Source organism: Methylobacterium sp. 1973, assembly GCF_040545035.1.
In the GTDB taxonomy this organism is placed as follows: Bacteria; Pseudomonadota; Alphaproteobacteria; order Rhizobiales; family Beijerinckiaceae; genus Methylobacterium; species Methylobacterium fujisawaense.
Map to the genome: position 1 here is coordinate 70,527 of NZ_JBEPLA010000005.1, position 25,105 is coordinate 95,631.

At 70.1% G+C, this 25,105-nt stretch carries 26 protein-coding genes; 14 read left to right on the forward strand and 12 right to left on the reverse strand.

Annotation, left to right across the window (positions count from 1 at the left end; translation table 11 throughout):
* Positions 1-60: 60 nt before the first annotated feature.
* Entirely contained in the window at positions 61-1,794 is a 1,734-nt protein-coding gene (locus tag ABIC70_RS11595) for an AMP-binding protein (RefSeq protein WP_278305980.1), read from the forward strand.
* Between the two features lie 322 nt (positions 1,795-2,116).
* A complete protein-coding gene (locus ABIC70_RS11600) occupies positions 2,117-2,749 on the forward strand; it encodes a transglutaminase-like cysteine peptidase (protein ID WP_043356110.1) in 633 nt (210 codons plus the stop codon).
* Between the two features lie 6 nt (positions 2,750-2,755).
* Here the strand turns inward: ABIC70_RS11600 and ABIC70_RS11605 are convergent, their stop codons facing one another.
* On the reverse strand, positions 2,756-3,013 hold the full coding sequence (locus tag ABIC70_RS11605; protein WP_043358027.1) for a hypothetical protein: 258 nt from the start codon (positions 3,011-3,013) through the stop codon (positions 2,756-2,758).
* Between the two features lie 319 nt (positions 3,014-3,332).
* Here ABIC70_RS11605 and ABIC70_RS11610 point away from each other — a divergent pair, with 319 nt between their 5' ends.
* Positions 3,333-4,040, forward strand: coding sequence for a transglutaminase-like cysteine peptidase (locus ABIC70_RS11610; RefSeq protein ID WP_051976324.1), 708 nt, complete (start codon positions 3,333-3,335; stop codon positions 4,038-4,040).
* A gap of 6 nt (positions 4,041-4,046) precedes the next feature.
* On the opposite strand, the gene ABIC70_RS11615 is transcribed toward ABIC70_RS11610, so the two are convergent.
* From ABIC70_RS11615 to ABIC70_RS11645, 7 genes are all read right to left on the reverse strand, one after another.
* Positions 4,047-4,376, reverse strand: coding sequence for a DUF6949 family protein (locus ABIC70_RS11615; protein WP_043358025.1), 330 nt, complete (start codon positions 4,374-4,376; stop codon positions 4,047-4,049).
* A gap of 144 nt (positions 4,377-4,520) precedes the next feature.
* Complete coding sequence (locus ABIC70_RS11620) at positions 4,521-4,736, reverse strand: DUF3126 family protein (RefSeq protein WP_007565940.1); 216 nt, start codon at positions 4,734-4,736, stop codon at positions 4,521-4,523.
* A 93-nt stretch (positions 4,737-4,829) separates the two neighbouring features.
* Positions 4,830-5,681 (reverse strand): serine O-acetyltransferase, encoded by an 852-nt coding sequence (cysE, locus tag ABIC70_RS11625; protein ID WP_043388169.1) that lies wholly within the window; start codon positions 5,679-5,681, stop codon positions 4,830-4,832.
* 227 nt (positions 5,682-5,908) lie between these two features.
* A complete protein-coding gene (locus ABIC70_RS11630; RefSeq protein WP_391526971.1) occupies positions 5,909-6,895 on the reverse strand; it encodes a helix-turn-helix transcriptional regulator in 987 nt (328 codons plus the stop codon).
* 232 nt (positions 6,896-7,127) lie between these two features.
* Entirely contained in the window at positions 7,128-8,123 is a 996-nt protein-coding gene (locus ABIC70_RS11635; protein ID WP_354439762.1) for a lytic transglycosylase domain-containing protein, read from the reverse strand.
* Between the two features lie 188 nt (positions 8,124-8,311).
* Positions 8,312-9,133: a Cof-type HAD-IIB family hydrolase gene (locus tag ABIC70_RS11640; RefSeq protein WP_354439763.1), complete on the reverse strand. Its 822-nt coding sequence runs from the start codon at positions 9,131-9,133 to the stop codon at positions 8,312-8,314.
* 4 nt (positions 9,134-9,137) lie between these two features.
* A complete protein-coding gene (locus ABIC70_RS11645; protein WP_051044788.1) occupies positions 9,138-9,710 on the reverse strand; it encodes a gluconokinase in 573 nt (190 codons plus the stop codon).
* A gap of 175 nt (positions 9,711-9,885) precedes the next feature.
* Here ABIC70_RS11645 and ABIC70_RS11650 point away from each other — a divergent pair, with 175 nt between their 5' ends.
* From ABIC70_RS11650 to ABIC70_RS11665, 4 genes are all read left to right on the forward strand, one after another.
* Complete coding sequence (locus ABIC70_RS11650) at positions 9,886-10,170, forward strand: DUF3072 domain-containing protein (RefSeq protein WP_354439764.1); 285 nt, start codon at positions 9,886-9,888, stop codon at positions 10,168-10,170.
* Positions 10,171-10,372: 202 nt separating this feature from the next.
* On the forward strand, positions 10,373-10,621 hold the full coding sequence (locus ABIC70_RS11655; RefSeq protein WP_053608421.1) for a Flp family type IVb pilin: 249 nt from the start codon (positions 10,373-10,375) through the stop codon (positions 10,619-10,621).
* A gap of 261 nt (positions 10,622-10,882) precedes the next feature.
* On the forward strand, positions 10,883-12,052 hold the full coding sequence (locus ABIC70_RS11660; RefSeq protein WP_043761414.1) for a polysaccharide biosynthesis/export family protein: 1,170 nt from the start codon (positions 10,883-10,885) through the stop codon (positions 12,050-12,052).
* A gap of 150 nt (positions 12,053-12,202) precedes the next feature.
* Entirely contained in the window at positions 12,203-13,339 is a 1,137-nt protein-coding gene (locus tag ABIC70_RS11665) for a branched-chain amino acid ABC transporter substrate-binding protein (protein WP_182592810.1), read from the forward strand.
* A gap of 12 nt (positions 13,340-13,351) precedes the next feature.
* On the opposite strand, the gene ABIC70_RS11670 is transcribed toward ABIC70_RS11665, so the two are convergent.
* Positions 13,352-13,921 (reverse strand): tyrosine phosphatase family protein, encoded by a 570-nt coding sequence (locus ABIC70_RS11670; protein ID WP_043387791.1) that lies wholly within the window; start codon positions 13,919-13,921, stop codon positions 13,352-13,354.
* Positions 13,922-14,068: 147 nt separating this feature from the next.
* Between ABIC70_RS11670 and ABIC70_RS11675 the strand changes: the two genes are divergently transcribed.
* Both ABIC70_RS11675 and ABIC70_RS11680 read left to right on the forward strand, forming a co-directional pair.
* Positions 14,069-15,202 carry a TRAP transporter substrate-binding protein gene (locus tag ABIC70_RS11675; protein WP_236952723.1) on the forward strand — a complete coding sequence of 378 codons (1,134 nt, stop codon included), beginning with the start codon at positions 14,069-14,071 and terminating at the stop codon, positions 15,200-15,202.
* Positions 15,203-15,340: 138 nt separating this feature from the next.
* A complete protein-coding gene (locus tag ABIC70_RS11680; protein WP_043351132.1) occupies positions 15,341-16,753 on the forward strand; it encodes a phosphatase PAP2 family protein in 1,413 nt (470 codons plus the stop codon).
* 114 nt (positions 16,754-16,867) lie between these two features.
* Here the strand turns inward: ABIC70_RS11680 and ABIC70_RS11685 are convergent, their stop codons facing one another.
* On the reverse strand, positions 16,868-17,980 hold the full coding sequence (locus ABIC70_RS11685) for an NHL repeat-containing protein (protein WP_075380821.1): 1,113 nt from the start codon (positions 17,978-17,980) through the stop codon (positions 16,868-16,870).
* 541 nt (positions 17,981-18,521) lie between these two features.
* Between ABIC70_RS11685 and ABIC70_RS11690 the strand changes: the two genes are divergently transcribed.
* The 5 genes from ABIC70_RS11690 to ABIC70_RS11710 all read left to right on the forward strand — a co-directional run bounded on the left by ABIC70_RS11690 (position 18,522) and on the right by ABIC70_RS11710 (position 23,122).
* The gene (locus ABIC70_RS11690) at positions 18,522-19,910 is read left to right on the forward strand and encodes a deoxyribodipyrimidine photo-lyase (RefSeq protein ID WP_354439765.1); all 1,389 of its coding nucleotides are present in this window, start codon (positions 18,522-18,524) and stop codon (positions 19,908-19,910) included.
* A 284-nt stretch (positions 19,911-20,194) separates the two neighbouring features.
* Positions 20,195-20,482 carry a GCG_CRPN prefix-to-repeats domain-containing protein gene (locus ABIC70_RS11695; protein WP_043351140.1) on the forward strand — a complete coding sequence of 96 codons (288 nt, stop codon included), beginning with the start codon at positions 20,195-20,197 and terminating at the stop codon, positions 20,480-20,482.
* 103 nt (positions 20,483-20,585) lie between these two features.
* Positions 20,586-21,965, forward strand: coding sequence for a chloride channel protein (locus ABIC70_RS11700; RefSeq protein WP_052083668.1), 1,380 nt, complete (start codon positions 20,586-20,588; stop codon positions 21,963-21,965).
* Between the two features lie 112 nt (positions 21,966-22,077).
* Positions 22,078-22,257, forward strand: a complete 180-nt coding sequence (locus ABIC70_RS11705; protein WP_043351142.1) for a DUF1328 domain-containing protein — start codon at positions 22,078-22,080, stop codon at positions 22,255-22,257.
* 10 nt (positions 22,258-22,267) lie between these two features.
* A complete protein-coding gene (locus ABIC70_RS11710) occupies positions 22,268-23,122 on the forward strand; it encodes an SDR family oxidoreductase (protein WP_354439766.1) in 855 nt (284 codons plus the stop codon).
* Between the two features lie 182 nt (positions 23,123-23,304).
* Here ABIC70_RS11710 and ABIC70_RS11715 read toward each other — a convergent pair whose 3' ends face one another.
* Together ABIC70_RS11715 and ABIC70_RS11720 are read right to left on the reverse strand one after the other, a co-directional pair.
* The gene (locus ABIC70_RS11715) at positions 23,305-23,565 is read right to left on the reverse strand and encodes a PepSY domain-containing protein (RefSeq protein ID WP_078947335.1); all 261 of its coding nucleotides are present in this window, start codon (positions 23,563-23,565) and stop codon (positions 23,305-23,307) included.
* Positions 23,566-24,112: 547 nt separating this feature from the next.
* Positions 24,113-25,072 carry a cation diffusion facilitator family transporter gene (locus ABIC70_RS11720; protein ID WP_043351145.1) on the reverse strand — a complete coding sequence of 320 codons (960 nt, stop codon included), beginning with the start codon at positions 25,070-25,072 and terminating at the stop codon, positions 24,113-24,115.
* Positions 25,073-25,105: the final 33 nt, after the last annotated feature.

Genomic DNA, 25,105 nt, shown 5'->3' on the forward strand with positions numbered 1-25,105 from the left:
AGCCCGCCCCGGCCGATGGGGTCGGGGCGCCAAGACCACAAGACGGGGAGGGGAACGACCATGCCGAGCTTCCGGGAGGCCCGCGACCTTCTGCTGGCCCATCGCACCGATTATGGCGCTGCCGTCTCGGCTTTCGCGTGGCCGGATCCGGTGCCGTTCAACTGGGCGCTCGACTGGTTCGATGCCGTCCTCGCCGGTCCCGAGAGCCGCGACCGGGCCGCCCTGCGGATCGTCGAGGCCGGCAGCGGGGCCGAGCAGAGCCTCACCTTCGGGGAGATCGCCCGCCGCTCCAACCAGGTGGCCAACCACCTGCGGCAGCTCGGCCTGAAGCGCGGCGACCACCTGCTCCTGCTGCTGGGCAACGTGCCGGCCCTGTGGGAGACCATGCTGGCGGCGATGAAGCTCGGCGCCGTTGTCATCCCGGCGACCACGCTGCTCACCGCCGACGAGCTGGCCGACCGCCTCGCCCGCGGGCGCCCGCGGGCGATCGTGGCCGGGCCGGAGCAGATCGCGCGGTTCGCCGGCCTCGACACGGGCGGCGCCATCCGCCTCGTCACCGGGGCTGCGACGGAGGGCTGGGCGGCCTACGACGACGCGTTCGGGGCCCCGGAGACCTTCGCGCCGGACGGGCCAACCGGGGCCGACGACCCGATGCTCCTCTACTTCACCTCCGGCACGACGGCGAAGCCGAAGCTGGTCCGTCACAGCCACCGTTCCTACCCGGTGGGAGCGCTCTCGACGATGTACTGGCTCGGGCTCCAGCCCGGCGACGTGCATTGCAACGTCTCCTCGCCGGGCTGGGCGAAGCACGCCTGGTCCTCGTTCTTCGCGCCCTGGAATGCCGGCGCGACGATCCTGGTGATCAATCAAGCGCCGTTCAACGCCGCCGCCCTGCTGGCGCAGCTGGAACGCACCGGTGCCACCACGCTGTGCGCGCCGCCGACCGTGTGGCGGATGATCATCCAGGAGGATCTGACCGGGAAGCGGCTCGCCCTGCGCGAGGTCTGCGCGGCGGGCGAGCCCCTGAATCCCGAAGTGATCGAGCGGGTGAAGAGCGCCTGGGGCCTCACGATCCGCGACGGCTACGGCCAGACCGAGACCACGGCGCTCATGGCCAACACGCCGGGGCAGCCGGTGGTGCCGGGCGCCCTGGGTCGGCCGCTGCCGGGCTACCGGGTGCGCGTCCTCGACCTCGACGGACAGCCGGCCTCAGAGGGCGAGGTCTGCCTGGAACTCGGCGCGTACCGGCCCGCGGGCCTGATGCAGGGTTACGACGACGGCCAGGGCCATCTGTCGGGAGCCGACGGCGATCTCTACCATACCGGCGATGTCGCCTTCGTGGACGATCAGGGCTGTTACACCTTCGTGGGACGTGCCGACGACGTGTTCAAGTCGTCGGGCTACCGGATCAGCCCCTTCGAACTGGAGAGCGTGCTGATCGAGCATCCGGCCGTGGCCGAGGCGGCGGTGGTGCCGGTGCCCGATCCGATGCGCCACACCATCCCGAAAGCCTACGTGTCCCTGGTGGCGGGGGCCACGCCTGGGCCGGAGACGGCGCTCGACATCTTCCGCTTCACCAATGCCCGGCTCGCGACGTTCAAGCGCCTGCGCGGCCTCGAATTCGTCACCGACCTGCCCAAGACGATCTCGGGCAAGATCCGGCGGGTGCAACTGCGCCGCCTGGAGCACGAGGGTATCACCGAGGATCCGCACCGGGGCCGGGCCTACACGCAGGCGGACTTCCCGGAACTGAAGGGTGAGGCGGAGCGCAAGCTCGACCAGACCGCGGGCTGACCGCGTCCACGCCGTCGTCGCACGCCAGCGAAGCGATCCGGGGCAGCGCGACGCCGGCCGATGGGGCGCCAGGGAATTGCCGGGCTCCGCTCGCAACGACGATGGCGCCCCGCCAAGACTGCATGTTGGCGGGTGACAAACCCTCAAGGTTTCCGTTTCCCCAAACCGAAGCCCGCGATTTACAAGGCTTCTCAAGTCTCCCGTCGACGCTGCCGCATGTCATCCGGCCCGCGCCGGCCGATCGATAAAATTGCGCGCATCCGCTTCAGCGGCGCGGAGGCTCTGCGGCGCAATCCTGTTCTCAACAACGGGGACGGGTTCGATGGGCGCGGGGCTTCTCAAGACGGTTCGGGGGATGCTGGTCGGAGCAGCGACGCTGCTCGGCCTCGCCGCCACGGCCCAGGCGCAGACGCTTGCGAGCCTGCCGACGGAAGACAATGCCCGGGTGCTGGGCGACGCCAAGCCGATCGCGGCCTGGGTGACCTTTTGCCAGAACTACGCGGCCGAATGCGCGCTCGACCGGGGCGAACCGGCCCGGATCAGCCTGACGCCCGCGACCTGGGCGACGATCGTGTCGGTGAACCGGCGGGTCAACAAGGCGGTCGAGCCGATGACCGATCAGGACCACCTGCACGTGGCCGACCGGTGGGATCTGGCCGAGGACGGCATCGGCGACTGCGAGGACTTCCAGCTGCTCAAGCGCCATCTGCTGGCCCAGGCCGGCCTGCCGCGGCGGGCGATGCGCATGACCGTGGTGATCGACGAGAAGGGCGAAGGCCACGCGGTGCTCACCCTGATCACCGACCGGGGCGACCTGGTGCTCGACAACAAGACCAACGCGATCCTGCCCTGGCACAAGACCGGCTACGTGTTCATCAAGCGCGAGAGCCAGGACGCCGTCGCCTGGGTCTCGCTCGGCGGCGTCACCTCCCCGGTCACCACCGCCAACCGCTGATCCGTCTCAGGCCGCCCGGCTCAGCGACGGCTGGGCAAGGCTCGCCACATAGGCCTCGACCCGGCCGATGAAGGCAGCGAGATGGGGGGCGACGCCGCGAAGGCTGGCGAGATCCCGCACCAGGATGTCCCGCGACAGCGCCCTGTCGCCCTCGCTCGGCGCATCGGCGAGATAGGAATCCACCGCGTGCTCCGCGATATTGATCGCGCCGGCCCGACCATCCTCGGCGAGCGCTCTGATCACCTGCTGGATGGCGGGCTGCATTGCGGGTCCTTTCCTCAGGCGCAGTCCCGTCCGCGACGGGCTGGCTGGCTTCTTGCAATTCGATAGGGCCCGCCGCGAATCCTGCGCGTGAGCATCCCTGAGAAGCCGGCAAAACTGACCTGAATCAAGACCCTCGGAGGGGGCGCAGAGCGGCTATTCGCTCCGTGCATGTGTTTCGGGTCAGCCCTGCGGATGAAAACATCTCTTAAATCGGAACCGATAGGGCTCGACGCGCGTTATCCGTCTCGCCCTGACCCATTGTGCGTCGCACGTGGTCGTGTCACCCTTCCGTCATCATCGGGCGGCGGGGGCTTGGGCCATGCGGCACGCGGATGGCGGAATCTCGTGTCAGGTGTTCGGCGCCCTGCAATGGCGGGGCTGGGCTCATGCGGTGCGCCGGGCGCGCCAAGCCGCGAGCTTCGCGCTGGTGGGCGCGATCCTCACGATGGGCGGCGCGACGACCCACGCCCATGCCCGGCTCGTTCTTCCGGATCAGGTGACCGCCGTCGAACAGGCTGGGTCGGTGCGCGCCATCGCGGGCTGGACGGATTTCTGCGCGCGGACGCCCCAGGAGTGCGTGGTCGACATTGCCGAGCCCAACGCGATCCCGCTCACCATGGCGGTGTGGCGGACCCTGCAGAGCGTCAACCGTCGAGTGAACGCCCGCATCAAGCCCATCACCGATCAGGCCCATTGGGGCGTCGTGGATCGCTGGGATTTTCCCGATGACGGCTTCGGTGACTGCGAGGATTACCAGTTGCTGAAACGGCGGATGCTGGTGGAGCGCGGCCTGCCGCGGCGTGCCCTGCTGATGACCGTGGTCATCGACGAGACCAACGAAGGCCACGCGGTGCTCACGGTTCGCACCGATCGCGGCGACTTCATTCTCGACAACAAGACCGACGCGATCCGCTCCTGGCGGCGTACCGGCTACAGCTTCATCAAGCAGGCCGGTCAGGACGGGCCGGCCTGGGTCTCCCTCGAGGGCAAGGACGGCACCGCACAGGTGGCCACCGCCGAGCCCTGAATCTGGTCAGACGCCGACCAGCATCGCGGCGAGGTCAAGGGCGACCCGGCCCGAGAGCAGGCTCCAGCCGCACGCGACGATGGTCGCCAGCATCACGAACGGCATCGGCCGGCCCTCGATCCGCCGGCCGCGCACCGTGTTGCGCAGGATGATGAACGGCGCCGAAAAGGCCAGCATCGGCAGGGCGGCCACTGCCGGGAGGCCGCCCCGCTCCAGCAGACTGAAGCTCGCCCGCCGTGCTGCGAACAGCTCGAAGGCGCTGGCGATCAAGCCGGACAGTGCCAGTCCGATGCACAGGGTCCGGATCGACTCGATGGCGGCGGGCGTGAGGACCATTATTCGCGCTCCTGATACAGGTTGCGCGCACTGTACTCATGCCGTTTACCGCTTGTTAAGCACGAGTGTTGGGTAGGGTTAATCCATGCACAGGTGTGGGCTGGCGCAGCCCCACCGGGGATGCGGGGTCAGCCGCGTCGTCGGCTAGGCCTCTTCCTCAAGATCGATGTCGAGGATTGCCATCCGGAAGACGAAGGAATCGTCGCCATCCTCCTTGTCGTCGGCGATCACGCCGATCGATTCCTCGCCGATGAATACCTCGGCGGAGTCGCCGGTCTTCATCGCCGTGAGGCGGATGTTGTTGTTCGCGAACTTGCGGCGCAGATAGTCCTGAAGCTTCGCGGTCTCGGCTTTGGTCACGCTGATCGATCTCCCCTGGCGGCGCTGGCGCCGCGAATGGGCCGAGGGCTTGCCACGCCTCGGGCGGAGCGGCAAGCGCGACGGCGTTGCGGTTCAGATCCCGTCGCCCAAGTGGATGAACTGGTCCAAGGCGACGAACTGGTCCATCGCCCGGGCGGGATCGTCGCAGCCTGCGGTGCCGACCACCCGCGCCGGCACGCCGACCACCGTGGTGTTGGGCGGTACCGGTCTCAGCACGACCGAGCCGGCCGCCACCCGGGCGCAGGCGCCGACCTCGATATTGCCCAGGATCTTGGCGCCGGCGCCGATCATCACGCCGCGGCGGATCTTGGGGTGGCGGTCGCCGCGCTGCTTGCCGGTGCCGCCCAGCGTCACGGCGTGGAGGATCGACACGTCGTCCTCGATCACCGCGGTCGAGCCGACCACAAGCCCCGTGGCGTGGTCGAGGAAGACGCCCCGCCCGATCCGCGCCGCCGGATGGATGTCGCACTGGAACACCTCCGAGACCCGGCTCTGGAGGTAGAGAGCGAGGTCGCGCCGGCCGCGGTTCCAGACATGATGGGCGAGGCGGTAAGCCTGGAGCGCGTGGAACCCCTTGAAGTAGAGGACCGGTTCCAGCGCCCGGAGTGTCGCCGGATCCCGGTCGATCACCGCGCCGATATCGGCGCGGAAGGCCTGCCCGATGTCCGGATCCACCGTGATCGCCTCATGGAAGGCGTGGGCGACGAGTTCTGCCGGCAGCGACGGATGCCCCAGCCGGGCGGCGACCCGGTGGGAGACCGCGCCCTCCAGCGTGGTGTGGTTCAGGATCGTCGCCACGATGAAGGAGGCGAGCTGCGGCTCGGTGCGCAGGACATCCTCCGCCTCTGCGCGCAGCCGCGACCAGACCGGGTCGAGGTGCGTGAGGTCGTGCGACTGGTGCGTGAAGGCAGGACTGGCGCTCATAGGCGGATGCTCATGTCCGGAACTTCGGATTCGCTGTCGGTCATGCCTGCGGCGGCGGACCCGTCGCCCGATCGAGCGGAAGGGGGCGCTGTCCGGGGCGGAAACGGGCCGGGCCATCGCTGGGCCGCGCGTTCGGACCTAGCGTGGTGCGCTGCACCGCCGCGATCAAGGGCCGGCGCGACCCGAAAGCCGCATTGGCTGCATGGCTGTCAGCGAACGAGCGACGGTCAGTCCGCCAGCGGCGCAGCTTGGCCGAACCGCGCCTCGATGGCTGCCGTCAGGCGGTCCAGCATCGTCTGGACCGGGATGTTGGAGGTGTCCACCGTGGCGGGTGCCCGGGCGTAGAGCGGCTCGCGGCTCGCCAGGACGGCCCGCAGCTCCTGCATCGCAGAGGCATGGTCGCCCGTCGTGGCGAGGTGCCCCTGTTCGCGGACCCGGCTCATGTGCTCCTCCGGCCGCGCGCGCAGCCAGATCGTGTAGAAGGCTTGCAGCAGAAGGTCGTAGGTCAACGGCTCCGCAACGATCCCGCCGCTCGTGGCCAGAATCAGCGGCCCGGGATGCTCGGTGAGGCGACGCAAGGCCGCCTGCTCCAGCCGGCGGTAGCCCTCCTGGCCGTAGATCGCGAAGATCTCCTGGACCGAGAGGGCGTTCTCCCGTTCGATCTCGGCATTGAGTTCGACGAAGGTCCAGCCCAGGCGCTCGGCCGCGAGCTTGCCAAGGGTCGATTTGCCGGCGCCGCGCAGGCCGATCAGCGCTACCCGCGGGCGGTTGCTCGATTCCGGTCGGCTACCGCCGGACAGGGCGTCCTTGGCGGCGGCGATCTGGGCCGGGCTGGCCTGGGCGAGCAGGTCGCGCACCACCGGCCAATCGGGCAGCCCGTCATTGCCGGTGATCAGGTCGTCCAGTCGCACACCCATGGCGTTGGCCACCCGCCGGAGCAGGATGATGGAGACGTTGCCCTGGCCGCCTTCCAGCTGCGCGATGTAGCGCTCGGACAGGCCGGAGGTCTGTGACAGAACCTTGCGCGACAGACCGCGCACGGTGCGCGCGTGCCTGACGCGGCGCCCGAGGTCTGTGAGAAAAAGTGATTCCTGTTCCACCACGCCGCTCATGGCGCCGTTCGCTTTCCTGCCAGCTTGAGAGCAGGGTCGGTGCCCTGCATGCCTGCCGCTTCGAGATCGATCGCGCCCTACCGTACCGTCGGGCGATAGAATGCCCGACCTCGCGCGCCTGAACCGGCGTTCCTGCCCTGAGATCCGTCGCGCGCCATGCGCGCACGGCCGCTGTTTTGCGGCTTCGGTCCGTGCCGATCCAACCACGTTGCTGGCGTGGCGCCTATGTGTTGCGGAACGGTGCGATGGTCAAGCCTTGGGCATGATCCTTGTGTGGGCAGAGGGCCGATCCGCACCGGGTTCCCCGACGCGCGGCCGCTCCGGAATGGCGGAGCTACTCGACCGGGAGAGCGGTGGCCTCGCGCACGGGGGCCGCGACCGGGGCGCGGCGCGGCGTGGCGGCGGCGAGCATCTGCAGGGACGGGCGACGCGGCGGCAGCGGCACCTCGATCGCCTCGACCGCCGCCTCGTTGGCCGGTGCCGAAGCGGCGGCCGGGGACATCGGAGCGGATGCGGCCGTGGCCTGTGGCGAGAGCCGGAGTTCCGCGATCTGCGCCGGCGCGGCCTCCGTCGCCGCCAGGGCGCTCCCGAGACCCGCGGGTCGACGCGGCGGCAGCGGCACCTCCACGGACGGAACCGCCGCCGCCTGCGCGGCGGCCGGAGTCGCCGCAGAATTCGCGGCTGAAGCCGCGGCGGGATCTAGGGACAGGCTGGCGAGCTCGATCGTGGTGCCGGCCAGGGCGGCCGGTCGACGCGGCGGCAGCGGCACCTCGACGGCCTCGGTCGGGACCTCCGCCACTGCGGCCGCGGTGGGCGCGTAGGCCAGGGCTGAGGCCGCCGCGGTGTTCCGGGTCTCGGCGGCGCCGCCGCTGAACAGGCTCGCCAGGGCGCTGGCCGAGGCCGCGACGGGCGCCACCACCGCGGCGACTTCCGTGGAAATGCCCTGGCGCTTGGCTGCGTAGTAGTAGCCGCGGTTATAGTATTGATACGCTTGGCCGAGATTGCCCTTGGCGGTCCGATAGGCGCCGGCAAGATAGGCCACGCCGTAGCGAAGGTTGGTTTCGGGATCGTACAGGCCGGCCGCATCGCCGGTGTAGCCGAGGCTGCGGGCAGTCGCGTGCTTGATCTGCATCAGGCCGAGGGCGCTGCCGCCCTTGGCCCGCGGATTGTAGTTGCTCTCGCGCTTGACGACGGCGTGAACGAAGCTTGCCGGCACGCCGTTCGCCTTGGCCTGCTGCTCGATCAACGCGTCGATATTGTCGTGCGCGCTCTGCCCGAAGGCGGCTGCGGGCACGACCGCGAGGACGGCGGCCAGGATGAGGCGATGCATTCCGAGACCCGGTGCTGCTTGTTCTGTGGTCAAGCTAGGTCACGGGGAAATGAGGCCGGAAAGCGGCCCCGGTTCGGCAGCCTGTGGGCGGCCGGGGTGTCGGGAGCGTTTGTGATCCGCGGGCCACAGCGACGCGTCACGCGGCGGCGCGGCGATCCAAAGGGATGCCCGGGGCGGCGGCCGGGCGGTCAGGGAAGGAGGAAGCGCTCGACCGCATGGGCGAAGCCGTCCGCGTCGTTGCTGTCGGTGACCGCGCGCGCAGCCGCCTTCACCGCCGCTTCGGCATTGCCCATCGCCACGGAGAATCCGCTTTGCGCGAACATCGGACGGTCGTTGCCGGCGTCGCCGAAGGTGGCGATCCGCTCCGGCGGGATGGCGAGATGCGCGCTCATCCAGGTGACGAATCGCCCCTTGTCGAGATGGGGTGGCGTCACGTCGAGGTAGTATTTCTGCGAACGGTGGATGGTGGCTTGACCGGCCAGGGCCGAACCGATCCGGGCTTCGCAGGCTGCCAGATGGGCGTGGTCGCGGCTGACGCCGACGATCTTGGCTGCGCTCCCCATGAGTGGGCCGAGATCGGCGACGACGCGGGGCTCCGCGCCGATCGTGCGGCGTTCGAGGTCGGTATAGGGACCCTCCGGGTCGCGCAGCCACCACGCCCCCTCGGCGAAAACCCAGACGTCCAGTCCCTCGGCCAACAGCCGGTCGAGGGCCGACCGGGCCGCCGCCTCGGGGATGGTTCGTTCCTCGATGGTCGAGAGGTCCGGCCGCACGACGCTCGCGCCGTTGAACGCCCCCATCGGCAGGTCGAGCTCGAGTTCGGCGACCAGATTCCGCAGCCCGATCGGCGGCCGGGCCGAGGCGATGCTGAAGCCGATGCCGGCCGCTCTCAGCCGCCGGACGGCCGTGACCGTCGCCTCGGTCAGGCGCTTGTCGCCGGTCACCAGGGTTCCATCGACGTCCGAGATCACCAGGGCGATGCCCGAAGCCTTGCCGGATCCTGCAATCATCCGCTCACTTCCCAACGGTATCCCGGCGCATTTCGGCCGCGAGTTCCGCGACCACCCGGTCGGCAATGGCCTCGGGCGATTCGCGGATGCCGACCGTGATCGGGTGTTCATCGGCCCCCGGAATCTCCAGGGCCGCGAACTGGCTGTCCAAGAGACGCGGCGGCATGAAATGGCCCTGCCGCTCGGCGAGGCGCTGCGCGATCAGGGTCCGGTCGCCGTCCAGATAGACGAGGCGAACCCGCTGGCTCCCGCGGGTGAGAACGTCCCGGTACGCGCGGCGGAGGGCCGAACAGGCCACCACGCCCGACTCGCCAGCGTCGAGGCGCTGCTGGATCCAAGTCGCAATCCGGGCCAGCCAGGGCGCGCGATCCGCATCGTCGAGGGCGAGGCCCGCATGCATCTTCGCCACGTGCTCCGGCGTGTGAAAGCTGTCGCCGTCCACGAAGATCCAGCCAAGCGTCTCGGCGATCAGCGCCGCCACGGTGCTCTTCCCGGAACCCGAGACGCCCATGACAACGAGCACCTGACCGGCGGCGGCCGTTCCGGCATCCGGCGCCGGCTCCGATTGGGACGTCATCCGGACCACCCTGGCTCCGAGGCGCGTCGGGGCGCTGCCCTTCACATCAATAGGAGCGGGTTTCCAGAAGGGAAGATCGCCGGGGATGCAAACGGGCTGCGGCGCCCGCAGGAACCGCGGCGCGGCCGGGCGCGTTCACCCCGCAGACGCCGAACATTTAGGGAACATGAGTCGCATGGCTAGCACAACCGCGAAGGCAACACCGAAGGCCGGCCGGGGTACCGGATCGCATCAGGACGCTACGGAGAACCCCAAGACCGACCCGAAGGACGTGTCGAACCAGATCAAGGATCCGGATCAGTGGACGACTGGCGGCGAGCCGATGACCGGCGCGCAGGCCTCCTATCTGAAGACGCTCTCGGAAGAGGCCAAGGAGCCGGCGGCGTTCGATCCTGACCTCGACAAGGCCGAAGCCTCGAAGCGGATCGACGATCTTCGCCACAAGGCCGACCACGCCTGAGCCAAGCCGGGCGCGTTTCCCCCGGGCGCGCTTGCCCGGGGCGCGCCCGTCGCCGTGTACGTCCGGGCGGCGTATCCCGGCCGGAATGGACAAGGTGGCCTGTTTCGAACACCTCGTTAAGCCGGCGGCAATGGCGAGAGGTTATGCCCCATTCAGCGCGTGAGGCCGCGCGGGCAGCGGGACTAAGAAGGCACGTTCGACCATGGATGAGCCGGGCGGCGGCGAAGCAGGACGGCGTGCGGTGCGGATTCCGACGGCGTTCGGCTTGACGGATCGGATTCGTGCCGAGGCCGTACGGTTCGTCCGCGACGTCCACGGATCCACGGCAATGGAATACGCCCTGCTCGGCGGCATGATCTTCCTCGTCGCCGTCGGCAGCATCCGGTACTACGTGTCCCGCGTCAGCGTCGTCTACGGCGACATCACCGCGGCAGTCACGCAGGGAAATTGAGCCGATCGGTCGCGGGATTTTTGGCCATTGGGCTGGAGCGACCAATGTGCGGCCGCTGATGACGTCCCGATTTGTATCTCGATATTTCGACCGCGGGCGAACGCCCGGCATTCGTCGTCTCTATGCCCCGAAAAAGCTGTGCTTAACGAGGATGACTTCGCAGTCTTGGCCGTGCCGGCTGGAGTGTGGCTCACCCGCTACGGACACCTGGGCCGCCATGGGCTAGGCACGGGCTCGGCAATACCGATGGGCAACATCTGGATGCGCAAACTTCCCCTTGTCCTGCTCGCCGTCACGGCGATGTCGGGCTGCACGTACCTGCCTGCGGCGGGTCCGACGGCGAGCGCGATCCAGGCGGGGGCGGAGGTGGCCACCGCCGACGGCGGCCTGATCGCCCGCTACGAGATCATCGACGTCACGCCCTCGGTGGTCGAGGCCCTGCGCGGCCGGCCGCTGGACAGTCTGCTCGCCTCCTTCGGCGACCATCGTCCCTCCTCGGAGCCGGTGATCGGCGTCGGCGACATGGTCTCGGTCTCGATCTGGGAAGCCGGGTCGGGCGGCCTGTTCTCCGGGCCGCTGGTGGCCGACCGCTTCTCGGCGGGCTCCAAGTCCGCCCTCATCCCCGAGCAGCCCGTCGGGCGCGACGGCGCCATCTCGGTGCCCTATGCCGGCCGCATCAAGGTCGCCGGCCGCCGCACCCAGGACGTCCAGGCGCTCATCGAGAACGAACTCGCCGGCAAGGCCATCCAGCCGCAGGTGCTGGTCTCGGTCACCCGGCCGATCAGCCAGGCGGTGACCGTCACCGGCGAGGGCGCCGCCGGCGCCCGCCTGCCGCTCTCGGGCCACGGCGACCGCATCCTCGACGTCATCGCCGCCGCCGGCGGCAACCGCGCGCCGGTCAACGAGACCTTCGTGCGGCTCTCGCGCGGCCCGGTGACCGCGACCGTGCCGCTGACCACGGTGGTGTCGAACCCCAAGGAGAACATCTACCTGCGGCCCAACGACGTGCTCACTCTGGTGCGCGACCCGCAGACCTTCATCGCGGTGGGCGCGCTGGGCAACAGCACCGAGCTACCGTTCCAGGCCGACGGCATCACCCTGGCCCAGGCGCTGGCCAAGGCGCGCGGCCTGTCGGACTTCGCCGCCGACCCGGCTGGGACGTTCATCTTCCGGTTCGAGCCGGCCAGCGTCGTGCGGCGCCTCAGCCCCAGCTCGCGGCTGCTCGGCACGCCGCTGGTGCCGGTGGTCTACCGGATCGACATGCGCGATCCCAACAGCCTGTTCGTCTCCCAGGCGTTCCGCATGCGCAACCGCGATCTGGTCTACGTGTCGAACGCGCCGTTCACCGAGGTCCAGAAGGTGCTCACCGTCTTCAGCGGCATCACCGGACCGGTCTCCTCCGCCGCCTTGGCCTACTCCTACGCCAAGTAGGAGGCGGTCCGCATACGGGACAGCGGCGGAAAAAAATCGCGTTTCTCCGCGTCCTCGCGTATGGGCACAGGGTGCGGGGCGGGATCGGGGCTACGGAGCCGCATCCGCCGTCGCGCTGACCCGCCGCGCAAGGATGCCCAGAAGAGCCCGATGAAGATCGGACGTTTCGTCCCCGCCCACGGGCCGCTCCGGCCCGCACTGATCGCCCTGAGCCTGTGTCTCGCGTTCCTGCCGGCCACTCCTGCGGCGGCCGACGTGGTGATCGGCGTGGCCGTCCCGCGGTCGGGGCCCTACGTGGCGGTCGGCGAGCAGGTGCTGCGGGGGGTCGAGGCTGCGGCCCGGGACGCCAACGCCATGGGGGGACTCGACGGCCAGCCCGTCACCCTCGACGTGCAGGACGATGCCTGCGATTCCAACACCGCCACGGCGGTGGCCAACCATTTCGTGCGCGGCAACGTCCGGCTCGTGGTCGGCCATGTCTGCTCGAACGCCTCGATCGCCGCCTCCGACATCTACGCCCAGAACGGCGTGGTGATGATCTCCGCGGCCTCGGTGGCGGCGCGGCTCACCGACAGGGGGCTGCCGACGATCTTCCGGGTGTGCGGGCGCGACGACGATCAGGCCCGCCTGTCCGCCGCCGTTCTGGCCGAGCGGTTCCGCGACCGGAAGATCGCTCTCATCCAGGACCAGACGCCCGCCGCCCGCAGCCTCGCCGCCGCCACGAAGGACAATCTCAACCGCATCGGCGTGAACGAGTCGCTGTTCCTGTCGTTCTCGCCCAGCGACGCCGACGATTCCGCCCTGGCCGACCGCCTCAAGAGCGCGGGGATCGAGGTCGTCTATTATGGCGGCGACGCCGCCGAGATGGGCCGCTTGGTGAAGATCGCCGCGGACCGGGGCTACCGGCCGCAATGGTTCGGCACCTCGGCCATCGCCACGCCGGATTTCGCCAAGACCGCCGGATCGGCGAGCAACGGCGTGCTGATGACCTTCTACCTCGACCCGAGCCGGCAGCCCGCCGCCGCGGCCGTCGTGAAGGCCTTCAAGGCCGAGGGCGTCGATCCCACCGGCTCGACGATCTACGGGTATGCGGCGATGCAGGCCCTGGTTGCGGCCGGCAACTTCGCCCATTCAACCGAGGCGCGTCCCATCGCGCAGGCGTTGCATACGGAGCGGTTCGATCTCGTGCTCGGCACGGTCGGCTTCGACGCCAAGGGCGACGTCACCGCGCAGGGCTATGTGCTCTATGTCTGGAAGGACGGGAGCTTCACGCCGGCCGGGAAGTGAGAGCCCCGCCGCTCACAGCGCCTGCGCGGCCTCGACCTCGGCGCCGCGGCCGAGACCGCGCAGCAGCTCGGCGAGATGCGGGCGGACCTGCAGTTGCAGAGCGTGCAGCCGCCGCACCGCCGCGCTGAGCTGTCCCTCCCGATTCAGCATCGTGTCGGCGAAGCCGATCATGCGCGCATTCGGCCAAGCGGGCTCGCGCAGGGCGTGGAGACGCTCGACCAGAGCGGCGGCGGGGGTGGCGGGCTCGGCCTGCGCGAACAACATCAGCAGCGCCGCGGTGGAGCGCGACAGGCCGTAATGGCAATGGACCAGGAGATGGCCGGCGCCGTCGAGGTGCCGCCCGAAATCGAGGATCGCCCCGACATGCTCGGGCTCCGGCGGGGTGAGGCCTTCGCCCGGGGCGAGGCAATCGTGGAACCGGAGGGTCGTGCGGGCATGGGCGCCGTAGGCGGTGAAGGCCTCGGGCTCCGGCGTTCCGGGATCGAGCAGCGACAGGACGTGGCTGACGCCGCGGGCGCCGTGGCCGGCCAGCTCCTCAAGGCCGCAGACGGTGTGCAGGGTGACGGCGGGCTCGGTTCGCATCCCCGGCGCCTAGCACGGGCGGAGGCCGGTTTCGAGGCGCGACGGAACCGCCCCGGCGCCCGCGGCTTTCGAGTACCGGCACGGACGTGCTACCTGCGACCTCCGATCCGGCCCCGGTCGGACCGGACCTGCTCGGACGAGATGCCGTTGGACGAACCTCACCTCGCGCGATCCCCCTCGGCCGGGACCCGGCGCCGGAGCGTGCTGACCGCCGGCCTCGGCGCGGCCGCGGCGCTCACCGGGCCGCTCGCCGCCCCGGCCCGGGCCCAGAGTGCCCCGGAATTGCGCTGGCGCCTGTCCTCCGCCTACGCCAAGACGCTCGACATCCTGTACGGCGCCCCCGAGGCGCTCAGCCGGATCGTCGCCGAGGCCACCGACGGGCGCTTCCAGATCCAGGTTCAGGGCCCCGGCGAGCCGGTGCCGGCCGACGGGCTGCTCGACGCCGTGGCCGCCGGCACCGTCGAGATGGGCCATGGGCCCGCGACCCTCGGCATGGCCAAGGATCCGACCTTCGCGCTGGCCACCGCGGTGCCGTTCGGCCTGAACGCCCGGGGCGCCGCCGCGTGGTGGCTGGCCGGGGGCGCGGCCGAGCTGTTCGGCGAGATCTTCGCCAAGGCCGGGCTGGTCTGCCTGCCGGGCGGCAATACCGGCGCGCAGATGGGCGGCTGGTTCCGCCGGGAGATCAAGAGTCTCGCGGACCTCCAGGGCCTCAAGTTCCGGATCAGCGGCATGGGCGGCCAGGTGCTGACCAAGTTCGGCGTCCAGCCGCAGGCGGTGCCGGGACCCGAGATCTACGCGGCGCTGGAGAGCAAGAAGCTCGACGCCGCCGAGTGGATCGGCCCCTACGACGACGAGCGGCTCGGCCTGCAGAAGGTCGCGCCGATCTACCACTATCCCGGCTTCTGGGAGGGCGGCGCCATGCTGCACTTCTGGTTCAACGCCGAGGCGTGGAAGGCGCTGCCGAAATCCTACCAGGCGATCCTCCGGGCCGCCGCCGCCGAGGTCGGCGCCGACGTGCAGGCCAAGTACGACGCCCGCAACCCGCAGGCCCTGCGCCGGCTGGTGGCCGGGGGTGCGCAGCTGAGGCCCTTCCCCCAGGACGTCATGGAAGCCGCCCTGAAGAACGCCAACGACGTCTACGCCGAGATCGCCGCCAAGAACGCCGATTTCCGTCGCGTCTACGAGGCGATGCGCACCTTCCGCAACGAGGAGTACCTCTGGTTCCAGGTGGCGGAATACACCTACGACAACTTCATGATCCGCGCCCGGGCGCGGGGCTGAAGCGCGCGCCGCCGCAGGGGATCCGGCTCCGGCCTCGGGGGGCCCGTCAAAGATGGGGATGCCGGGGCCGCGCGCGATTGCAACGCGAGGGCGGCCGGCTCTAGCGTCCGGCACGGCTTCGGCGAGGGAGACGGCTGCATGTTCGGGACGCTGCGGGTCGGATTGGCGCTGCTCGGGGCGGCCTTGCCCCTTCAGGCCGTCGCACAATCGGCCGCCAACCTGACGGCCCTGCGCGGGCTGGTCCCGGTGGCGCGGTTGCAGGCCTCGCCCGCGGGCAAGGCGGCGCTCGACGCGAACCTGCAGGTCACCGGCGACATCCAGACCGGCGACCTCAAGCAGCCGACGCTCCTGCCGTTCCCGGAGCAGCAGCAGCTCGCCCTGCGGGACTGCTTCATCACCGACGGCAACGCCGCCGGCCTCGCGGACGGTCTGGGCACGACCCTCGCGCAGGCCTACCAGGCCAAGGCGACCTACAGCGACTACAAGACCTTCACGAGCATCGCGCCGGCGGTGGCCAACCTGATCGGCTACACCAACAACGTCACCAAGTCGGATTCGAATTCCGGCAAATACTTCTTCGCCAACGCCACCACCAACGGCAAGACCCCGGTCACCGACGCGGCTGCCGCGATCCTGGCGGACGGCGCCGTGACCGACGTGTTCGGCAAGGCCTATGACCGGCCCGCCGGCAGCCCCGGCGCCGACCGCTACGGCAATTCGCGCCCGTTCCAGACCCTGCCGCGCCTGCGGGCCTATCGCGGCCAGGATTACTTCGGCGCTCCGTCCCACAGCCTCGACTGGTTGCGCGGCCCCGCGCAGGATCTCGTCAACAGCCCGTCCTATCCGAGCGGCCACACCACCTACGGCTACACCGAGTCCATGGTGCTCGCGCTCCTCGTCCCCGAGCGCTACCAGCAGATGGTCGCCCGCGCCGCCGAGTACGGCAACGACCGGATCATCGTCGGGGCGCATTACGCCATGGACGTGCTGGGCGGCCGGGCGACCTCGCTGCACGCCCTGGCCCATCTGCTCGCCAACGATCCGGTCTATGTCGGCCAGATCCGGAAGAATCCGGCCGTCCTCGATCAGGCGACCGCCGAGGCCGACAGGACGGTGGGCGTGACCGATTACCGGGCGCTCCTGGCCGAGGCCCGCGCGGCGATGGCCGAGGCGCTGAAGGCCGGCTGCGGCGATACGGTGGCGGCCTGTGCCGCAAAGGATACGGGCCGCTTCAAGGACCCGGCCGCCAACGCGGCCTTCTACGCGGCGACCCAGACCTACGGCCTGCCGGTGGTGCACCCGGAGACCGCCGGCCGGCAGGAGGATGTCGCCAAGATCGCCCCGGAGGCCGGGCACCTGCTTACCGCGGCCTTCCCGGCGCTGACGCTGGACGAGGCCAACGCCATCCTCACCGAGACGCAGGGACCGGGCGGCGGCTTCCTCGACGACGGCTCGGAATTCGGCGTCTACGCCCGCCTCGACCTCTATACGGCGGCCGGCAAGGCCGCCGCGCTGGCGGCGCAACGGGCGGGGACCAGCGCGACGCGCTGAGGGGCCGGCGGTCTCGACCGCTCCCTCCACCCGGCCCGGAACGACGGCACGCCGGCGCGGCCGGCGCCGTCGGGACAGGGCCGAGGGCGCCGCCGCGGATCCCGGCGCCGCCGCTTACGGCGTCCGCTTGCGCAGGACGAACTGTCCCAGGGCCAGGAACTTCTGCGCCCGCTTGCCCGTGTCGACCTCGGTGGTGAACACGTTGCCCTGCGAGTCGATCGCGAGGTTGTGGACCCAGTGGAACTGGCCCGCCATGCGCCCGTTCCGGCCGAAGGCGCCGACCACCTCACCCGTATCCCGCGCGAGCGTGCGCACCTCGTTGTTGGCCCCGTCGGCATTGAGCAGGTAGGTCTCGTCGGCGTCCGGCCAGAGGGCCAGTTCCCAGACCGAGCCGTTGGCCCGGGTGTTCTTCTCGACAAGGATCTCCTTCACGAAGGTCCCGTCCTTTTTGAAGACTTGGATGCGGTCGTTGGTCCGGTCGCAGACATAGACCAGGCCGTCCCGGGCGATCCGCACGCAATGGACCGGGTTGGCGAATTGCCGGGACGGGGCCGCCGCCGGATCGTAGGGGCCGAGCTTGTCGTCGGTCGGCGGCTTGCCGTAGGCGCCCCACATCCGCTTGAACGCGCCCGTGTCCCGGTCGAAGACGATGATGCGGTGATTGAAGTAGCCGTCCGCGACGTAGACCTCGTTGGCCGCCATGTCGAAATCGACGTTGGCGGGCTTGCCCAGGCGGGTCGTGTCCTGGCTGTCGGTCTGCGGACCGGACTTGCCGATCTGCATGACGAACTTGCCCTCGGGGGTGAATTTCAGGAGCTGGCCGTCCTGCTCGCCGTTGCCGGCGATCCAGACGAAGCCCTGGCCGTCGATCTGGATCCCGTGCTCGTTGGACGGCCAGTCGTAGCCGGTGCCGGGGCCGCCCCAGCTCCGCAGCAGCGTCCCGTCCTGGGCGAATTCCAGAACCGGCGGGGCGGGCCTGCAGCACTTCGTGCGCGGCGGATCGAGGCTGGCCGCCTTCTCGTCGTCGGTGAGCGTCCGCGGCCGCTGGACCACCCAGACATGATCCTGGGCGTCGACGGCGACGCCGGCCGCCTGACCCATGATCCAGTCGTTCGGCAGCGGCTTCGGCCAGGACGGGTCGACCTGGAACCGCGGCGGCTCCGCGGTCGCAGGGCCCGCGAGGGCGAGCAGGCAGGCGAGCGCCGGCAGGGCGGTGACGATTCTCATGGCGTGTCCTCCGGCGCCTGTCCCGGCGCTCACCGCCAGCATGGCGGCCGGGTCCGGCGGGATCCAGCGGGACGCACGCGCTTCGGTGACAGAGGCTGCCCGACCACCATCCGGACAGAAAAAAGGCCACTCCCGAAGGAGCGGCCCGAAGTCTAGGGAGGAAACGCCCAAGAAGGGCTGCGAGAGGGCGACGCCATCGCCTTCCCGCGCTGCACAATCTGCGCCCCTGGACGGAAAATTCAAGGGCATTCAGGACAGCAGGGCTGTCCTTTGTGTGCCCGCGCACGCATCGCCGCAGGCCTGTGTTGAAAATGTCGCAGATCGGCCGGCCCGGTCGAAACCTGCTTTGTGTCCACGGAATCCGATCGATCATTGCGCAAGTCGCTGATGAATCGCGATTTTGCAGGATCGAACCCGGGCCCGGCCCGAGGGTTCGACTGCGGCTTTTCATCCGCGCCGTCCGGACGGACGAATTGCCCGAACGCTCTACCTTCTCCAGCCAAGTTTCCGGCGCGGCGCGCCAAGCAAGGGGCAGGTCAGCATGGCGATCCAGGGTGAGCGGATCCGGATCCTCAACGATGTCGAGCCCCGCGGAGACGGCGCCTACGTCCTGTACCTGTTGCAGCAGGCCAACCGGGCGACGTTCAACCCGGCCCTCGAACTCGCCATCGAGGAGGCGAACCGCCTCGGCCTGCCGGTAGTCGCCTGCTTCGGCCTGCTCGACGGCGCCAGCGGCTTTCCCGAAGCCAATGCCCGGCACTACGCCTTCCTGCTGCAGGGTCTCGCGGATGCGAAGGCGGGCCTGGAGAAGCGCGGGATCGGCTTCGTCATGCGCAAGGTCTCGCCCGCGCAAATCGCCATCGACCTCGCCGCGGACGCGGCGCTCCTCGTGCTCGACCGCGGCTATCTCGCCATCCAGAAGGGCTGGTACCGGGAGATCGCCGAGGCGGTGACGACGCGGATCGTCCAGGTCGAGGGCGACGTCGTCGTGCCGGTCGAGACGGCCTCGGGAAAGCACGAATACGCCGCCCGGACGCTGCGGCCGAAGCTGAACCGGCTGTGGGACCCGTTCATCGCGGCGCTGAAGCCCCGCACGGTGAAGCACAAGGCCGATCGCCTGAAGCTGAAGAGCGCGGTCGACGTCTCCGATCCGGAGGCGGTGCTCGCCGGGATGAGCCTCGACCGGGAGGTCGGGCCGGTGAAGCGGTTCACCGGCGGCGAGACGCAGGCCCGCAAGCGCCTGAAGGCGTTCCTGAAGGATGGGTTTGCCGGCTACGGCGCGGGGCGCAACAGGCCGGAGGCGGCGGCCGCCTCGCACATGAGCCCGTACCTGCATTTCGGGCAGATCTCGCCGGTCGAGATCGCCCTGGCGGTCCGGGAGGCCGGGATCGGCGATTCCGACGACCGCGGTGCCTATCTGGAGGAGCTGATCGTCCGGCGCGAGCTCGCCATGAACCACGTCTTCTACACGGAGGGCTACGACGACTACGACAAGGCCGTGCCGGGCTGGGCGCGCAAGACCCTGGCCGAGCACGCGACGGACGCGCGCCCGCACGCCTACTCGGAGAAGCAGCTCGCCGCCGGCGAGACCCACGACCGCTACTGGAACGCCGCGATGCGCGAGATGCGCGAGACCGGCTACATGCACAATCAGCTGCGGATGTACTGGGGCAAGAAGATCCTCGAATGGTCCCCGTCGCCGAAGGAAGGCTTCGCCCGGACGCTGCGGCTGAACAACCGCTACTTCCTCGACGGGCGCGATCCGAACTCCTTCACCAACGTCGCCTGGGTGTACGGCCTGCACGACCGGCCCTGGCAGAAGCGCAAGATCTTCGGCACCGTGCGGTATCAGAGCGAGAACTCGCTCAAGAAGTTCGACGCCAAGGCCTATGTGCGGGCCGTGGAGACGCTCTGCGCGGCCGAGGGGTGAGGGGGCGCGCCGCCCGTCCGGCGTTTTCCGGGCGCAGGAGCATCGTCGCAATCATCGCGCGACGGCGCGCCCGGTCCGTGCGGTCCCCCACCGTATTGCAACGCTTTCTTCGGCCGGATCCCGGGTCTCAGCAGCACACAGGTTTGTGAAGAAACGCTGTCCCGGCTCCGGGTGTTTCGAGCGCACTTCCGGCTCCTCGCAAACGGCCGGACATCATCCGGTGACATCTCGGTCCGACCGAGGCCGGATCATCGCTATAGCTTGCGACTGAAAGGAGGACGACGATGCGAATGAAGCTTGCAGGCGCAGCACTCCTCGCGCTCGGAACCTTGACCGCCACGGTCGGCACGGCGGACGCCGCCCAGGGCTGCGGCCCGGGCTTCCACCGGGGCTGGTCCGGCTGGTGCAAGCCGAACTGGCGGCCCTACGCCTACCGCCCGGTCTACTACGCCCGGCCGGTGGTCTATGGCTGGCACCGTCCCTGGGCTTGGCGCCGGGTCGGCTGGCACCGCCCCTGGGGCTGGCACCATCATGGGGGCTGGCGTCGGGCCGCGTGGCATTACCGCTGGTGAGCGGTGGGGCCGGCACGCGCGTGCCGGCCTCCCTTGAAACGGGTCTTTCCTCGACCGTTGCGCTATAGCGTCCGCTCCGGCTGCGCGGACGAGGTGCTCTTTCATGGTCGAGATGCGGGACGACGTTGGGGACACCAGGGATGCCCCGCCGCCGCAACGCTCGCGCTACCGCCGCTCGATCATGCGCCTGCGGTCGGCCTCGATGGAGGCCTTTCCCCTCTGGCGCGGGCGCCTGCTCTTCCTGGTCGGCGGCATCGGCGTGGGCCTCGCCGCCGTGCTGATGGCCAAGGGCGCCGACCTCGCGCAGGACGGGTTCCGGCGCCTCACCGCGCCCTCGCCGCTGATCGCCCTGGTGCTGACGCCGGCGGGCTTCGCCCTCGCGGCGCTCCTGGCCCGCACGGTCTTCCCGAATTCGCAAGGGTCGGGCATCCCGCAGGTGATCGCCGCCCGGCATGCCCGGGACGCGCGCTTCCGCTTCTCCCTGATCTCGCCGCGGGTGGCGGTGGGCAAGGTGCTGGTCCTGTTCCTGGGCCTGCTCTGCGGCGCCTCGGCGGGCCGCGAGGGGCCCACCGTGCAGGTGGGCGCGGCGATCATGGCGGCCTTCGGACGCCTGACCCCCGAGCGCCTGCCCGGGCTGCTGCTCGCGGGCGGCGCGGCCGGCGTCGCGGCGGCCTTCAACACGCCGCTGGCCGGCATCGTGTTCGGCATAGAGGAACTGGGCCGCGCCTACGAGGCGCGCTCCTCGGGCCTGATCGTCGCCGGGATCGTCGCGGCGGGCCTGACCTCCCTCGGGCTTCTGGGCAATTACACCTATTTCGGGACGACCGATGCCGCCCTGCCGCTGGCGGCGGCCTGGATCGTGCCGCTCGTCGCCGTGGTCGGCGGCCTCGCGGGCGGGCTGTTCAGCCGCGTCGTGATCCTGTTCGCCCGCGGCCTGCCCGGGGCGGCCGGGCGGCTGATCCGGCGGCGGCCCGTCGTGTTCGCCGCGGTCTGCGGGCTGTGCGTCGCCCTCTGCGGCCTCGCCTCCGGGGGCGCGGCCTACGGGACCGGCTACGAGGAGGCCCGGGCCATCCTCCACGGGGATGCGGCGGCCGGCTGGACCTACGCGCCCCTGAAATTCGGCGCCACCGTGCTGAGCTCGATCAGCGGCATCCCCGGCGGCCTGTTCGCGCCGTCCCTGGCGGTCGGCGCCGGCCTCGGCGGCACGGTCCACGGCCTCCTGCCGGACATGCCCGTGGGCGCCGTGGTGCTGATCGGGATGGTGGCCTACCTGACCGGCGTGCTGCAGGCGCCGATCACCAGCTTCGTCATCGTCACCGAGATGACCCAGAACCACGCGATGGTGATTCCGCTGATGGTCGCGGCCCTCCTGGCCGACGCCGCCTCCAAGGCGGTCTGCCGGGGCGGGCTCTACCACACCCTGGCGGAGATCATGCTGGAGCGCGCCGACGTGCCGGCGCAGCCCGTGGCGAAGACCGGTTGACCTCACGTAAGACTATAAGCGGCGCGGGCCGGAATCCGCGGAACGGTCTCGCTTGGCGTCGGTTGAGGCAGAAGCGACAGGCCCCGCGCCGGGCCGCAGCCGGAGTGACGTCATGACCCTTCTGAAATGGGCCCTCATCTGCTTCGTGATCTCGCTGATCGCCGGCGGTCTCGGCTTCACCGGAATCGCCTCGGGAGCCGGCTCGCTGGCCCGCATCCTGTTCGGGCTGTTCCTGGTCATCGCCATCGTGATCGTGGTCATCGCCTTCGCGGTCGGTCAGGCGGTCTTCTGAGGCCGGCGCCGTGCGCGGCACGGTCTGCCTCGTCACCGGGGCGACCGGCGGCATCGGCTACGAGACGGCCCTCGGGCTCGCGCGCCTCGGCGCGCGGGTCGCGATCGTCGGCCGGGACGCCGGGAAGCTGCAGGCCTGCGCCGACCGGATGCGCGCCGCGGTGCCCGGCTCCGCCGTGGAGCCGCACTGCGCGGACCTGTCCGCGCAGGCCGAGATCCGCCGGCTCGCCGAGACCCTGCGGGCCGCCTATCCACGCCTCGACGTGCTGGTGAACAATGCCGGCGCGATCTTCGACCGGCGCACGCTGACCGCCGACGGCATCGAGCGCACCTGGGCGCTCGACCATCTGGGCTACGTGCTCCTGACCCTCGAACTCCTCGATCCCCTGAGGCAAGCGGCGGCGGCCGGCGGAAGGCCGCGGATCGTCAACGTCGCCTCGGCGGCCCATTACCGGGGGCATATCGACTTCGACGACATCGAGGGCGCCCGGCGCTACCGGGCGATGGGAGCGTATACCCAGGCCAAGCTCGGCAACGTGCTGTTCACCTATGCCCTGGCCCGCCGGCTGCGCGACAGCGGCATCACGGTGAACGCCCTCCATCCGGGGGTGGTCAACACCGGCTTCGCCAAGAACACCGGCGGCCTGTTCGGCGCGGCCTGGGCCCTGATGCGGCCGTTCCTGATCACGCCCGAGAAGGGCGCACGGACCTCCCTCCGCGTGGCCAGCGCCCCTGACCTCGACGGCGTCACCGGCCGCTACTTCTCGCACGGGCAGCCGAAGGTCTCCTCGGCCGAGAGCCGCGACGAGGCCGTGCAGGAACGGCTCTGGGCGCTCAGCCTCCGTCAGGTCGGCCGGAGCGACTGAACGGCGCGCCCGTCCCGATGGACGCGCCGGCTGGCGGCACTGGCCACGTGGAGGCGGACGAGACCTTCAGACGAGACCTTCATCGGCGTTGAGCCCGGCAAGCCGAAAACGCGTCAGGTCGAAGCACGAACGACCGACGATCCGGCGGCACACCCGCAACGCATGGTCCGCCCTCGGCCTCCCTAATGGGGGGCCTCGCCAAGGATTTCCCCCGTCTTGGGATCTAGCTCGAACTTCATTTTCTGTCCGTTTTTGATCCCTTCGCCGTCCCAATGCCCATCGTCGGCCTCGATTTTCGTGATCGACGTGTAGCCCGACGACAGAAGCTTGGCTTTGACCTGTTCCACCGGCATCCAGTCCGGCCCCGGCTGATCGGCCATGGCGGTGACGGGCGCGCTTGCGCCGAGGGCAAGGGCGAGTGCGAGCATCGTTCGCTTGATCATTGTCCGTATCTCATGAGGTCACGCAGAGAATGATCTAGGGCGCCCCAGTCATCCGGGGGGTATCGCATCGTCATTTTCTGCCGGCCGCTTCAGTCACCGGCCCTGGCGGACGGCCGAACGATAGAATTGCCGTTCCGAAAGACTGAGCCAATGTCGCGACGCCGCTCTCGTCGCGATGCAGAAGATGGCCGAACTCAGGTCTGTCTCGCAGACGCCGCGTCCCTCGAAGGGGGCAGCCGCGCAAACGTGGAACAGGCCGTCATCGGGACGAGCCGGGCGATACTGACCCTCGCCCGAGAGGGCACAAGGGACGCAGCGCCCCGCGGGCGATGACGTGGGTGGTCGCAAGCGCGGCGATCTCCGCCACGAGATCGGGGGCACCGCACGTTCTCAGGGCCGTCCCGGCGAGGGGCCGACCCTCCTCGCCCGGATGCTCGACCGGCCGCCGTCTGACGTGTCCCCGCGTGAGGACGCGGGATCGACGCCGCGATCCGGCTCCGCCGCTTCAGATGCGAGACCTGCGGGCCGGGGGCCCAGCGAGTCCCGTTCAGGCCGCCCGCCGCACCGTGTGGTCGCCGTGGTGCTGGATCTCGATGAACACCCGGGTCACGTCGGGGCTGCGCGCCTTCAGCGCCCGGTCGAGACGGGTGACGAGGCTCTCGACATCCCCGGCGCTGAGGTCGTCGGCCATGTCGATGCTGAGATTGACCAGGATGTCGGAGGGGCCGAGGTGCTGGGTCAGCACCTCGTTGATGTGGAGCACGCCCGGCTCGGCCCGGGCCAGCTCCGTGATCGCCGCGACGATCTCGGGATCGGCCGCCTCGCCGATCAGAAGGCCGTGGGTCTCGACCATGAGGAACACCGCCATGCCGACGAGCACGAGGCCGATGCCCACCGATGCCCAGCCATCGAGGCTTGGCATCTCCAGGATATGCGACAGGGCCACGCCCGCGAGCGCGATGACGAGGCCGATCAGGGCGGCGGTGTCCTCGGCGAGCACCGTGAACAGGGTCGGATCCTTGCTGCGCCGGATCGCCCGCACGGCCGAATGCTGGCCCTTCTCGGCCCAGAACTGGCGCATCGCCACGAAGAAGGAGGTGCCCTCCGCCGCGATGGCGAAGCCGAGGATCCCGACATTCACCCAGAGGCCCGGCAGCCGATAGCCGAACAGCTCGGCATCGACGTCCGGCTCGGGATGGCGGATCCGCTCGATCCCCTCGTAGATCGCGAAGAGGCCGCCGCCGAGGAAGATCATCAGCGCCACCACGAAGGCGTAGAAGTAGATCTCGCGCCCGTAGCCGAACGGGTGGCGGGCATCGGCCGGGCGCCCGGCCCGCTTCATGCCGACGAGCAGCAGCACCTGATTGGCCGTGTCGACCACCGAGTGCACGCCCTCGGCGAGCATCGCCGTCGAGCCGGTCAGCGCACCGCCCACGAACTTCGCCGCCGCGATGGCGAGATTGGCCCCCGCGGCCGCGTAGATCGCCCCCGTGCTCTCGTGCGCCATCCGGAACTCCTTGCGCGCGCCGCGTGCCGACCT